Origin of the sequence: Enterobacter sp. BRE11 (assembly GCF_031844285.1) — a bacterium.
Lineage (GTDB): Bacteria > Pseudomonadota > Gammaproteobacteria > Enterobacterales > Enterobacteriaceae > Pantoea.
In genome coordinates, this window is the sequence record NZ_JAUZUX010000006.1 from 117,265 (window position 1) to 130,259 (window position 12,995).

At 57.1% G+C, this 12,995-nt stretch carries 13 protein-coding genes; 10 read left to right on the plus strand and 3 right to left on the minus strand.

Annotated elements, in window-relative coordinates:
* Positions 1-2: 2 nt before the first annotated feature.
* From hisD to Q9R34_RS08220, 10 genes are all read left to right on the plus strand, one after another.
* Entirely contained in the window at positions 3-1,310 is a 1,308-nt protein-coding gene (hisD, locus tag Q9R34_RS08175; RefSeq protein WP_485893067.1) for a histidinol dehydrogenase, read from the plus strand.
* Entirely contained in the window at positions 1,307-2,383 is a 1,077-nt protein-coding gene (hisC, locus tag Q9R34_RS08180) for a histidinol-phosphate transaminase (protein WP_485893068.1), read from the plus strand. Before hisD ends, hisC begins: the two co-directional genes overlap by 4 nt.
* Positions 2,380-3,447: a bifunctional histidinol-phosphatase/imidazoleglycerol-phosphate dehydratase HisB gene (hisB, locus tag Q9R34_RS08185; RefSeq protein ID WP_434122920.1), complete on the plus strand. Its 1,068-nt coding sequence runs from the start codon at positions 2,380-2,382 to the stop codon at positions 3,445-3,447. Before hisC ends, hisB begins: the two co-directional genes overlap by 4 nt.
* Positions 3,448-4,038: an imidazole glycerol phosphate synthase subunit HisH gene (gene hisH, locus Q9R34_RS08190; RefSeq protein ID WP_434122919.1), complete on the plus strand. Its 591-nt coding sequence runs from the start codon at positions 3,448-3,450 to the stop codon at positions 4,036-4,038.
* Positions 4,038-4,775, plus strand: coding sequence for a 1-(5-phosphoribosyl)-5-[(5-phosphoribosylamino)methylideneamino]imidazole-4-carboxamide isomerase (gene hisA / locus Q9R34_RS08195; RefSeq protein WP_434122917.1), 738 nt, complete (start codon positions 4,038-4,040; stop codon positions 4,773-4,775). The genes hisH and hisA overlap by 1 nt, the downstream gene beginning before the upstream one ends.
* Positions 4,757-5,533, plus strand: coding sequence for an imidazole glycerol phosphate synthase subunit HisF (gene hisF / locus Q9R34_RS08200; RefSeq protein ID WP_485893069.1), 777 nt, complete (start codon positions 4,757-4,759; stop codon positions 5,531-5,533). The genes hisA and hisF overlap by 19 nt, the downstream gene beginning before the upstream one ends.
* On the plus strand, positions 5,527-6,138 hold the full coding sequence (gene hisIE, locus Q9R34_RS08205; protein WP_434122914.1) for a bifunctional phosphoribosyl-AMP cyclohydrolase/phosphoribosyl-ATP diphosphatase HisIE: 612 nt from the start codon (positions 5,527-5,529) through the stop codon (positions 6,136-6,138). Before hisF ends, hisIE begins: the two co-directional genes overlap by 7 nt.
* 79 nt (positions 6,139-6,217) lie before the next feature.
* The gene (locus Q9R34_RS08210; RefSeq protein ID WP_434122913.1) at positions 6,218-6,694 is read left to right on the plus strand and encodes a YbaK/prolyl-tRNA synthetase associated domain-containing protein; all 477 of its coding nucleotides are present in this window, start codon (positions 6,218-6,220) and stop codon (positions 6,692-6,694) included.
* 62 nt (positions 6,695-6,756) lie between these two features.
* The gene (locus Q9R34_RS08215; protein WP_485893070.1) at positions 6,757-7,551 is read left to right on the plus strand and encodes an ABC transporter substrate-binding protein; all 795 of its coding nucleotides are present in this window, start codon (positions 6,757-6,759) and stop codon (positions 7,549-7,551) included.
* A 106-nt stretch (positions 7,552-7,657) separates the two neighbouring features.
* Positions 7,658-8,956 (plus strand): succinylglutamate desuccinylase/aspartoacylase family protein, encoded by a 1,299-nt coding sequence (locus tag Q9R34_RS08220; RefSeq protein WP_485893071.1) that lies wholly within the window; start codon positions 7,658-7,660, stop codon positions 8,954-8,956.
* Positions 8,957-8,991: 35 nt separating this feature from the next.
* On the opposite strand, the gene gndA is transcribed toward Q9R34_RS08220, so the two are convergent.
* The 3 genes from gndA to Q9R34_RS08235 all read right to left on the minus strand — a co-directional run bounded on the left by gndA (position 8,992) and on the right by Q9R34_RS08235 (position 12,987).
* On the minus strand, positions 8,992-10,401 hold the full coding sequence (gene gndA / locus Q9R34_RS08225; RefSeq protein ID WP_485893072.1) for an NADP-dependent phosphogluconate dehydrogenase: 1,410 nt from the start codon (positions 10,399-10,401) through the stop codon (positions 8,992-8,994).
* A 218-nt stretch (positions 10,402-10,619) separates the two neighbouring features.
* Positions 10,620-11,834, minus strand: coding sequence for a polysaccharide pyruvyl transferase family protein (locus Q9R34_RS08230; RefSeq protein WP_485893073.1), 1,215 nt, complete (start codon positions 11,832-11,834; stop codon positions 10,620-10,622).
* A gap of 13 nt (positions 11,835-11,847) precedes the next feature.
* The gene (locus Q9R34_RS08235) at positions 11,848-12,987 is read right to left on the minus strand and encodes a glycosyltransferase family 4 protein (RefSeq protein WP_485893074.1); all 1,140 of its coding nucleotides are present in this window, start codon (positions 12,985-12,987) and stop codon (positions 11,848-11,850) included.
* Positions 12,988-12,995: the final 8 nt, after the last annotated feature.

The following is a 12,995-nucleotide window of genomic DNA, read 5'->3' on the forward strand; positions in this document are numbered from 1 at the left end:
CCATGGCCTTTATGACCCCCGTCGAATGGCAGCAGTGCAGCGAGGCGCAGCGTCAGGCGCTGCTGCAGCGCCCGGCCATCGCCGCCTCCGACGCCATCAGCGCCACGGTGCGCGAGGTGCTGGATGAGGTTAAAAGTAACGGCGACGCGGCGCTGCGCGCCTTTAGCGCGCGCTTCGACAAGGCGCAGGTAGCGGCGCTGCGCGTCACGCCCGCCGAGATTGCCGCCGCCGGCGCGCGACTCAGCGACGACCTGAAGCAGGCGATGGCCGTGGCGGTCGCCAATATCGAAACCTTCCACAACGCGCAGCAGCTGGCGACGGTGGATGTCGAGACCCAGCCCGGCGTGCGCTGCCAGCAGATCACCCGGCCGGTGCGCTCAGTCGGCCTCTATATTCCGGGCGGCTCCGCCCCGCTCTTCTCGACCGTGCTGATGCTGGCGACCCCGGCGCGCATCGCCGGCTGCGGCCGCGTGGCGCTCTGCTCGCCGCCGCCCATCGCCGATGAGATCCTCTATGCGGCGCAGCTGTGCGGCGTCGAAGAGGTGTTTCAGGTCGGCGGCGCGCAGGCGATCGCCGCCCTCGCCTTCGGCACCGAGAGCGTGCCGAAAGTCGATAAGATCTTCGGGCCGGGCAACGCGTACGTCACCGAGGCGAAACGCCAGGTGAGCCAGCGTCTCGACGGCGCGGCGATCGATATGCCCGCCGGTCCGTCGGAAGTGCTGGTGATCGCCGACGAAGGGGCAACGCCCGCCTTTGTCGCCTCCGATCTGCTGTCGCAGGCGGAACACGGCCCCGATTCGCAGGTGATCCTGCTGACCCCGTCGCTGACGCTGGCGCAGCAGGTGGCTGAGGCGGTTGAGGCGCAGCTGCAGGCGTTGCCGCGCGCCGCAACCGCACGCCAGGCGCTGGCAAGCAGCCGCCTGATTGTGGCGCGCGACCTGGAGGAGTGCGTGGCGATCTCCAACCAGTACGGCCCGGAGCACCTGATTATTCAGACGCGCCAGCCGCGCGATCTGGTGGACGCCATCACCAGCGCCGGGTCGGTGTTTCTCGGCGACTGGTCGCCGGAGTCGGCGGGCGATTACGCCTCCGGCACCAACCATGTGCTGCCGACCTACGGCTACACCGCGACCTGTTCCAGCCTCGGCCTGGCCGATTTTCAGAAGCGCATGACGGTGCAGGAGCTGACGCCGCAGGGTTTCCTCAACCTCGCCGCCACCATTGAGACCCTGGCCGCCGCCGAACAGCTGGAGGCGCACAAAAACGCCGTTACCCTGCGCGTCGCCGCGCTGAAAGAGGAGCAGGCATGAGCCGCAATATTGAAGAGCTGGCGCGCGACAACGTGCGCGCCCTGACGCCCTACCAGTCCGCGCGCCGCCTCGGCGGCAACGGCGACGTCTGGCTTAACGCCAACGAATTTCCGCTGCCGGTGCCCTTTGAACTGTCGCAGCAGACGCTGAACCGCTACCCGGAGTGTCAGCCGAAGATCGTGATTGAGCGCTACGCCGCCTACGCCGGGCTAGAGCCAGAGCAGGTGCTGGTGAGCCGCGGCGCCGACGAGGGCATTGAGCTGGTGATGCGCGCCTTCTGCGAGCCGGGCAAAGACGCCATTTTGTTCTGCCCGCCGACCTACGGTATGTACAGCGTCAGCGCGGAAACCATCGGCATTGAGTACCGCACCGTACCGGCGCTCGAGAACTGGCAGCTCAACCTGCCGGCTATCGCCGAACAGCTCGACGGCGTGAAAGTGGTCTATATGTGCAGCCCCAACAACCCGACCGGCAACTTGATCGATCAGGAGGATATCCGCGCGCTGCTCGAGATGACCGCCGGAAAAGCGCTGGTGGTGGCCGATGAAGCCTATATCGAATTCTGTCCGCAGGCGACGCTGAGCGGCTGGCTGAAAGATTATCCGCACCTGGTGATCCTGCGCACGCTGTCGAAGGCGTTTGCGCTCGCCGGGCTGCGCTGCGGCTTTACGCTGGCAAATAAGCCAGTCATCGATCTGCTGATGAAGGTGATTGCGCCCTATCCGCTGGCGACGCCGGTCGCCGACGTCGCCGGGCAGGCGCTGAGCGACCAGGGCATCGCGCTAATGCGCCAGCACGTCGCCGAGCTGAACGCCAGCCGCGCCTGGCTGCTGGCGCAGCTGCCGCAGCTTAGCCTGGTGCAGCAGGTCTTCCCGAGCGAGACCAACTATATTCTGGCGCGCTTTACCGATTCGCCTGCGGTATTTAAATCCCTGTGGGATCAGGGCATTATTCTGCGCGACCAGAACAAAAATCCGGGCCTTGCGGGATGCCTGCGCATCTCAATCGGCACGCGTACAGAGTGCGAGCGCCTGATCGCCGCGTTACAGGCTTTATCTGTGGAGAGAGCATGAGCCAGAAGACCCTTTTTATCGATCGCGACGGCACCCTTATCGCCGAGCCGCCTGAAGATTTTCAGGTGGATCGCCTGGAGAAGCTGGCGTTTGAAGCCAACGTCATCCCGGCGCTGCTGGCGCTGCAAAGCGCCGGCTACCGGCTGGTGATGATCACCAACCAGGACGGGCTGGGCACCAGCAGCTTTCCGCAGGCGGATTTCGACGGCCCGCATAACCTGATGATGCAGGTGTTCAGCTCGCAGGGGATCCAGTTCGACGAGGTGCTGATCTGCCCGCACAAGCCGGAAGATAACTGCGACTGCCGCAAGCCGAAGACCAAAATGGTCGAGGCCTGGCTGGCAGAGGGCGCCATCGACGTAGCGAACAGCTATGTGATCGGCGACCGGCTGACCGATATCCAGCTGGCGCAGAATATGGGCATCCAGGGCATCCGCTTCGGCAGCGAAGGCGAGGACTGGGGCGCGATTCAGGCGCGCCTGACCAAACGCGACCGCCACGCGCTGGTCAACCGCAACACCAAAGAGACGCAGATCCGCGCCGAGGTGTGGCTGGACCGCGAAGGCGGCAGCAAAATCAATACCGGCGTCGGCTTCTTCGACCACATGCTGGACCAGATCGCGGTGCACGGCGGCTTCCGCATGAATATCGAGGTGAAAGGCGATCTCTATATCGACGATCACCACACTATCGAAGACACCGGGCTGGCGCTCGGCGAGGCGCTGCTGAAGGCGCTGGGCGACAAGCGCGGCATCGGCCGTTTCGGCTTTGTGCTGCCGATGGATGAGTGCCTGGCGCGCTGCGCGCTCGATATCTCCGGCCGTCCGCATCTGGAGTTCAAGGCGGAGTTCAGCTATCAGCGCGTCGGGGATATGAGCACCGAGATGGTCGAGCACTTCTTCAGCTCGCTCTCCTACGCCATGATGAGTACCCTGCATCTGAAAACCAAAGGCAAGAACGATCACCATCGCGTGGAGAGCCTGTTTAAAGCCTTCGGCCGCACCCTGCGCCAGGCGATCCGCGTTGAGGGCAACACCCTGCCCAGCTCGAAAGGAGTGCTGTAAATGAACGTGGTGATCCTCGATACCGGCTGCGCCAACCTCTCCTCGGTGAAGTGGGCGGTAGAGCGCCTTGGCTACACGCCCGACGTCAGCCGCGATCCTGACGTGGTGCTGCGCGCCGACAAGCTGTTTCTGCCGGGCGTCGGCACCGCGCGCGCGGCGATGAACCAGCTGGAAGAGCGCGACCTCGTCGACCTGATCAAGGCCTGCACCCAGCCGGTGCTCGGCATCTGCCTCGGCATGCAGCTGCTCGGCAGCCGCAGCGAAGAGAACGGCGGCATCCCCACCCTTGGCATTATCGACGCCGAATGCGGTCTGATGGATACGCGCGGCCTGCCGCTGCCGCATATGGGCTGGAACCAGATTACCGCCCAGGCGGGCAACCACCTGTTTCGCGGCATCGACGAAGAGAGCTATTTCTATTTCGTGCACAGCTACGCCATGCCGGTCAACGCCAGCACCATCGCCCAGTGCGATTACGGCCAGCCGTTCACCGCGGCAGTGCAGAAAGATAACTTCTTCGGCGTGCAGTTCCACCCCGAGCGTTCCGGCAAAGCGGGCGCGCAGCTGCTGAAAAACTTCCTGGAGATGTGATGATTATCCCTGCGTTAGATTTGATTGACGGCAAAGTGGTGCGTCTGCATCAGGGCGATTACGGCCAGCAGCGCGACTACGGCAGCGATCCGCTGCCGCGCCTGCAGGATTACGCCAGCCAGGGCGCGACGGTGCTGCACCTCGTGGACCTGACCGGCGCGAAAGATCCGGCGCAGCGCCAGATCCCGCTGCTGCAAACGCTGCTTAACGGCGTCGACGCCGTGGTGCAGGTCGGCGGCGGCATCCGCACGCGCGACGATGTGAAAGCGCTGCTGGATGCGGGCGCCAGCCGCGTCGTGGTCGGCTCCACGGCGGTAAAAGCGCCGGAAGAGGTGAAAAAGTGGTTCAGCGAGTTTGGCGCCGAGGCGATCGTGCTGGCGCTGGACGTGCGTATCGACGCGGCGAACCGCAAAGAGGTCGCCATCAGCGGCTGGCAGGAAGCGGCCGGCGTCACGCTGGAAGAGGTTATCGCCTGGTTTGAGCCGGTCGGCCTGAAGCATGTGCTCTGCACCGATATTTCGCGCGACGGCACCCTGAGCGGCTCCAACGTCGCGCTCTATCAGGAAGTGACCGCGCGCTATCCCGACATTGCGTTTCAGTCCTCCGGCGGCATCGGCGCCATTGAGGATATCGCGGCGCTGCGCGGCAGCGGCGTTAAGGGCGTCATTGTTGGACGCGCCCTGCTTGAAGGTAAATTCACGGTTTCGGAGGCTATCGCATGCTGGCAAAACGCATAATTCCCTGTCTTGACGTGCGCGACGGCCAGGTCGTCAAAGGCGTTCAGTTCCGCAATCACGAGATCATCGGCGACATCGTGCCGCTGGCGCAGCGCTATGCGCAGGAAGGCGCGGACGAGCTGGTGTTCTACGATATCACCGCCTCAAGCGACGGCCGCGTGGTCGACAAAAGCTGGGTGTCGCGCGTGGCGGAAGTGATCGATATTCCCTTCTGCGTGGCGGGCGGCATCAAAAGCGAAGAGGATGCGGCACGCATTCTTGAGTTCGGCGCCGATAAAATCTCCATCAACTCCCCTGCGCTGGCCGATCCCGAACTGATCACCCGCCTGGCGGATCGCTTCGGCGTGCAGTGCATCGTGGTAGGCATCGATACCTGGTTCGACGAAGCCACCGGCAAATATCACGTTAACCAGTATACCGGCGACGAGGCGCGCACCCGCGTCACCCAGTGGGAAACCCTGGCGTGGGTCGAAGAGGTGCAAAAGCGCGGCGCAGGTGAAATTGTCCTGAACATGATGAACCAGGATGGCGTGCGCAACGGCTACGATCTGGTGCAGCTGAAAAAGGTGCGCGACCTGTGTAAGGTGCCGCTGATCGCCTCAGGCGGCGCGGGCACCATGCAGCACTTTCTCGACGCCTTTGAGCAGGCGAACGTCGACGGCGCGCTGGCCGCCTCGGTGTTCCACAAGCAAATTATCAATATCGGCGAGCTGAAAAGCTTCCTGAAAGAGAACGGAGTGGAGATTCGCGCGTGTTAACTGAAGAACAGCTGGCCCAGCTTGACTGGGTCAAAACCGAGGGCATGATGCCCGTTATCGTGCAGCACAACGTCTCTGGCGAAGTGCTGATGCACGGCTATATGAATCAGGACGCGCTGGCGAAAACCCTGAGCGACGGCAACGTTACCTTCTTTTCGCGCACCAAACAGCGCCTCTGGACCAAGGGCGAAACCTCCGGCCATTTTCTGCGCGTCGTCAGCATTACGCCAGACTGCGACAACGATACGCTGCTGGTGCTGGCGGATCCCATCGGGCCGACCTGCCATCGCGGCACCTCAAGCTGCTTTTCGCCTGCCGCACCTGACTGGGTGTTTCTGCATCAGCTGGAGCAGCTGCTGGCGTCGCGCAAAAGTGCCGATCCGGCCAGCTCCTATACCGCTAAGCTCTACGCCAGCGGCACCAAGCGCATCGCGCAGAAAGTCGGCGAAGAAGGGGTTGAAACCGCGCTGGCGGCGACGGTAAACGATCGCTTTGAGCTGACCAACGAGGCCTCTGACCTGCTCTATCACCTGCTGGTGCTGCTGCAGGACCAGGATCTCGACCTCAGCGCCATCATCAACAACCTGCGCGCACGGCATAAATAGCGGTGCGCCATGCTGCTCAACATTGGGACAGGTGCAGGACGTTGAGCAGCATGGTTCTCTTTTCGCTTCAGGATCCGGTATGACCACCCATGAAAAATTGATTGCCCTGCTGGAACAGCATCAGGCGCGCTATCAGCTGATGAGCCATGAGGCGACCGGCAAATGCGAAGCGGTGGCGGCGATCCGCGGCACCGCCGTTGGCCAGGGCGCGAAGGCGCTGGTGTGTCACGTCAAAGGCAACGGCGTCAAACAGCATGTGCTGGCGGTGCTGCCTGCGGATCAGCAGGCGGATCTCAGTAAGGTTGCTGAGGCCGTCGGCGGCCGGCGCGCCTCGCTCGCCAGTCCGGCTGAGGTCGAGTCGCTGACAGGCTGCGTGTTCGGCGCCATTCCGCCCTTCTCGTTTCATCCCGATCTCAGGCTGGTGGTCGATCCGCTGCTGTTTGAGCGCTTTAGCGAGCTCGCCTTTAACGCCGGACGGCTCGACAGGTCGGTGATATTGAACACTGAGGATTACCGCCGCCTCTGCAATGCTAACGTAGTGAAAATAATCCAGTAATTGTCATCACAGTCGCTGGCGGGTACTCTGCTTTATTCAACATCACGATAAAAGAAGAGACTATGACTACTCCTGGCTTCTCACGTCTGCGCAACGCGCTGATGACCGCCCTACTGGCAGGCTGCGCCTTTGGCGCGCAGGCAAAAATCGATCAGGTGCGCTTCGCCGTCGATCCGACCTATCCGCCGTTTGAATCCAAAACGCCGCAGGGCAAATTGGTCGGCTTCGATATCGACCTTGGCAATGCCCTCTGCCAGCAGATGCAGGCGAAGTGCGTCTGGGTGGAGAGCCAGTTCGATGGCATGATCCCGGCGCTCAAGGCGCGTAAGTTCGACGCCATCCTCTCCGACATGGGTATTACCGAAGAGCGCCTGAAGCAGATTGACTTTACCGTGCCGCTCTATGACACCCATACGCAGCTGATTGCCCGTAAAGGCTCGGGTCTGCTGCCGACCGCCGAGTCGCTGAAGGGTAAAACCGTCGGCGTAGAGCAAGGCACGGTGCAGGAGCGCTACGCGCGCGCCAAATGGCAGCCCTTCGGCGTCAACGTGGTGCCTTACGGCGACCAGGCGCAGGTGGAGAGCGATCTGATCTCAGGACGGCTTGATGCGGTATTCACCGATGCCGCGCAGGCGGCGATGGGCTTCCTGAAACATCCGCAGGGCCAAGATTTCGAGCTGGCGGGTCCGATTGTGCAGGATCCGATTATCGGTCCGGGAACGGCGATCGGCCTGCGTAAAGGCGACAGCGAGCTGAAAACCGCGCTGGACAGCGCCTTTGCCGAAATCAAAAAGAACGGCACCTTCGACAAGATTCAGAAGCGCTATTTCGCGACCGATATTTCCATTCAGCAGTAGTCTGAGGCGACCCAGGTGGTCGCCCGCTTTGATTCGGCACTATACTTTTCTTCATTTCCTGGGCGCAGTTGCGCCCTCTTCTAAATGAAAGGACAATCAGCGCCCTATGCATCAACAACATCACCCCCTTCTCAGCGCCTCGCTGGGCACGCAGCGCGAAATCGTCAGCTTCCACTTCGGCGAAGAAAAATATAAACAGGTTTATATCCAGGCGTCGCTGCACGGCGATGAGATCCCTGGCATGGCGGTCGCCTGGTTTCTGAAGCAGAAGCTGATGGCGCTGGAGTCCGCTGGCAGGCTGCGCGCCGGCTTTACGCTGGTGCCGGTGGCCAACCCGCTGGCGCTGAGCCAGCACTGGCACGGCACCCATTTGGGACGTTTTCACAGCGAGTCGGGCCAGGATTTCAACCGACGCTTCCCCGCGCTGGGCGAGAAGCTGGCGGCAGAGCTGGCGGGATCGCTGACGCCGAACGAAGGCGACAATAAACGGCTGATCCGCGACGCTATCGATCGCCACTACCGTGACGTGATTGCCAAAACCGAGCTGGAAGCGCAGCGCTTTACGCTGATGCGCATGGCAAGCCAGGCGGATCTGATGATTGATTTGCACTGCGACTGGGAAGCCCTGACACACCTCTACACCACGCCGCACGCCTGGCCGGATATTGAGCCGCTGGCTCGTTGGCTCGGCAGCGAAGTGCAGCTGCTGGCGCAGATTTCCGGCGGCGAGCCGTTCGACGAAGCCTGCTGTGAACCCTGGCTGACGCTGGCGCAACGCTTTGGCGACCAGTATCCGATGCCGCGCGGCCTGCTGCCGGTGACGCTGGAGCTGCGCGGCGTGCGCGACGTCGATCCCGATCAGGCGGAGCAGGATGCGGAGGCGATTATCAATGCGCTGCGTGAAGGCGGCTATATCGCCCCAGAAAGCCCGACGGTGTCGGTGGAAGTGGCGGCGGCGGTGATTGGCGGCGACGAGCTGGCGCTGGTGACGGCCAATGCCGAGGATATCGCGGGCATGACCGAGAGCAGCGCGGCGGCCAGCGCGCTGGAAGCGGTGGATGTGCCGGAAGAGAGCGGCGTGATTAAGCAGCGTCATACTGAAGGCGCAGGCGCGGTCTCCCCTGCCCTTAAACATCCCGCTACGCCGCTGGCTGCGTGCGAGTATATTCACTCGCCGGTATCGGGGCTGATTCTGCATCGCAAGAAGCTGGGCGCGCATATCCGTCCGGGCGAAGTGGTAGCGGAAGTGGTGGATCCGGTGACGGACTTTGTCACGCCGCTGGTGGCGGAGTTCGGCGGCGTGCTCTATGCGCGGCACTGGACGAAGTTTGCGACGGCGGGGATGCTGGTGGTCAGGCTGGCGGGGGAAGATGAGGTGAGGAGCGGGGATTTGCTGGTGGGGTAAAAAAAAAGGCTTCCGGATGGAAGCCTTTTTGCTGTTTAGTCCAGCCACTCGGTGTGGAACACACCCTCTTTATCGATGCGCTTATAGGTATGCGCGCCGAAGTAGTCGCGCTGCGCCTGAATCAGGTTGGCAGGCAGCACTTCTGAACGATAGCTGTCGTAGTAAGCGATAGCGGCAGAGAAGGTCGGCGTCGGGATACCGTTCTGCACGGCATAGGCCACGACGTCACGCAGCGCCTGCTGATACTGGTCAGCAATGTCTTTGAAGTACGGTGCCAGCAACAGGTTCGCAATGTTTGCATCTTCCGCGTAGGCATCGGTAATCTTCTGCAGGAACTGCGCGCGAATGATGCAGCCAGCGCGGAAGATTTTAGCGATTTCACCGTAGTGCAGATCCCAGTTGTACTGCTCGGAAGCCGCGCGCAGCTGAGAGAAGCCCTGAGCGTAAGAAACGATTTTGCCCAGATAGAGCGCGCGACGCACTTTCTCAACGAATTCCGCTTTGTCACCGGTAAAGGCCTGCGCCTGCGGGCCGCTCAGCACTTTAGACGCGGCAACGCGCTGCGTTTTCAGCGAAGAGAGGTAACGGGCGAATACGGATTCGGTGATCAACGACAGCGGTTCGCCGAGATCCAGTGAGCTCTGGCTGGTCCACTTACCGGTGCCTTTGTTAGCGGCTTCATCCAGAATGACGTCAACCAGGTAGTTACCCTCTTCATCTTTCTTGGTGAAGATATCCTTGGTGATGTCGATCAGGTAGCTGCTCAGCTCGCCGTTATTCCACTCAGTGAAGGTTTTCGCAAGCTCTTCGTTGCTCAGACCCAGCGCACCTTTTAACAGCGCATAGGCTTCTGCGATCAGCTGCATGTCGCCATATTCGATACCGTTGTGAACCATTTTCACATAGTGGCCAGCGCCATCTGGACCAATGTAGGTCACGCAGGCTTCGCCATCTTCAGCACGGGCAGCAATTTTGTCCAGGATGGGGGCAACCAGCTCGTACGCTTCTTTCTGACCGCCAGGCATGATAGACGGGCCTTTCAGCGCGCCCTCTTCACCGCCAGAAACGCCGGTACCGATGAAGTTGAAGCCCTGGTCAGACAGCTCTTTGTTACGACGGATGGTATCTTTGTAGAAGGTGTTACCGCCATCAATCAGGATATCGCCCTTATCAAGGTGTGGCGTCAGGGAAGCAATGGTTTTGTCGGTCGCTTCGCCTGCCTGCACCATCAGCAGGATACGGCGCGGTTTCTCCAGGGACGCTACAAACTCTTCAACGGTGTAGTAAGGCGCCAGTTTTTTGCCTTCGTTCTCGGCGATGACTTCATCGGTCTTTTCGCGCGAGCGGTTGAAGATAGAGACGGTGTAACCGCGGCTTTCAATGTTGAGAGCCAGGTTACGGCCCATCACTGCCATACCTACAACGCCTATCTGTTGCTTGGACATTTTTTACTCCTGTCTGAAGATGCTTTGTGGAACTTATCCTGCTTCATTAAGCATACGGGAACCATCTAACATGCAAGTTTACATGAATTTTGTAAATGGTGAACCTACTGCAATAATACTTTTAGCTAAAAAAGATTATATTTCATACAGGAGATTCTGACTAAAGAGAAAAACATTGATAACAGGAATGATCGTCAAAGATTAAGACTGTGAAAAAATCACTCTGATATATAAAGCATATCGACCATCTTTAATTTTTCTTCCCTGACCTTTTTAAAATTATCGCTAAACTCAAGACCATTATTAGCAATGTCATCAAGGCTAAGATTAAGCGTTATAATAGATTCATCATCAAGGTTAAATGATTTCCAGTTAGTAACTTCCTCTAAGCTAGAAAATTTATTTCTGTAATATTCATTCCAGTAAAATGAAATTCCCTTTAGGCCCATACTGGCTACAATCAGCTGAAAATGAAAGCGCGTGGAAATAAAGTAATCGTTAGGAGATAAAGTAAGGCCTTGCGTCCACAAAATATCGAATGGAACAAAGGTCACTTTAGCATGCCGTGCTTTTACCGTTTTGTATAGTTCGCCATCGACGCCGGGACGGAATTCATAAAAAATGATCTGTCCATCAGGATGGGCAGCATTGAACTGAGTAATGAGAATATCGATATTACCGAGTAACTTGTCCTCCGCATTAACAATATCAGCGGATTCGTTACTCAGACAGAGCCTGAGAGATGGAACAGAGCTTTCGACCAATCGCACGTTCTCATTGAAAGGGAAAGAAAAATAATCATCTCCTACAAATGAAAGGTTATTCAGTGACAACGCATTGAGCACTTCATAACTTGAGGCGTCTCGAACATCAAAAATTTCAAATTTGCAAATAGCCGACTTAAATTTAGCCGCATGCTCAGGTGAAAGCGGGTATAGCCCCAGCCCAGTCGCATAACAAGGGATGTTAAATTTATCAGCAAAAAAAGCAATTAACTCAATTAGTCGCGAATTCGCACCGCTAAAATCGTTAATGTATCCTCCCCCGGTAAGATGAAAACTTTGCATTTCAGGCAGGAGATTGAGCATTAACCTTTCGCGAACCGGAAGCATAATTGGATCAGCGAATTTATCTGGAATCTCGCCTTCTGTTCCCAAAGCCTGAGCTAGAGTCCAGAAGTAATTTACACAGGTCACTTCAGGGAAAAGCGTTTGCGCAACGACCGGATCGACGGCATCAAGATAGATATGCGCGTTCGGCCAAGCTCTTTTAATGACATTAACCCAGCCTCGCGTGAGCATATCATCGCCATAATTTGGCATTCCAGCGGCTGATACCAAATAAAAATTTTTATTGGTTGCTCTAGATGGAGATGGTTCAGATAAACTTTCTGTACGATTAAAATCACTCATTAACTTATCAAAAATACCCATCGTGCAGAAACCCTCATATTGTCTCAGAATTATACAGCAACTCATAAATTTGAAGAGTTCGAGTCAAAACAAATTTTGAGTCGAATTTTGTTAATACAAGATCTCTTCCATAAGTCGCCATGACGCTTCTGCGTTCCGCATTTAATAGTAAAATTTCAAGTTTCTCGGCTAACGAGGCGATGTTTCCCTTTTCGACAAGAAAGCCATTGCGCTCGTTTTCGATGATGCTGCAACAGCCTCCTGAATCATAGGCGATAAGCGCCCGGCCTATAGCCGCTGATTCAATCAAAATGCGTGGTACGCCTTCAGCATAGGTCGAAGGTAAAGCCACGATATTTGCCTGAGCGATAACCGATTTCATATCAGATCGCTTACCAAGCCATGTGATTAAACCTTGTTTATCCCAAGCGATAATATCTTTATGCGGAATAGCATCGATATCCTCAACCGGGATACCAGCCACATAAATTTCAAAATCGCTGTTTCTCTGACGTAATATTTTTTTTGCAGCAATTAAATCCAACAGCCCTTTCTGTTTTAATAAACGCGCCGCAAACAGAACAACCGGAGGCTGGCGATGGACTTCAGACTGAAAATTAAACAATTGTGTATCAACGCCTGCGCCATCAATAACGATGGTTCGCTCTTCATCTACGCCGGTGGCTTTGATAAAGTTCCTTTTATCATCTTGATGTTCAAAGATGATATATGAATTTTTATTTTTTAACAGAATCTGATAAAAAGGCAGAACAATCTTACGGATGACAGACAACGTCGAACTTTGATCGGTAAATATTCTTCCCAAACCAACAATACTCAACACCAACTTCTTTTTCATCAAAAAAGCATACAATCCAGAGTAAATACAGGCCTTGATGGTAGCCGCATGAATAATATCAGGTTTGATTCGGTGTAAAGTGAAGCATGAACGAATGAAAACCCAAAAGAAGATAAAGGGGTTTATGGACTGAGGCTTGACATCTAACTGATGACAGATAAATCCCAGACTCTCTAGTTTTCGGAGGATCTCTTCATTATTAAAATCACTAATGACATGAACCTGATAGCCATGACATTGCGCATATCTGGCTCTTTCGAGCCAGTGAAGATCAAAATACCAGTCAGTGTTTACAAAATAACATATGCTTCTCATAATATATT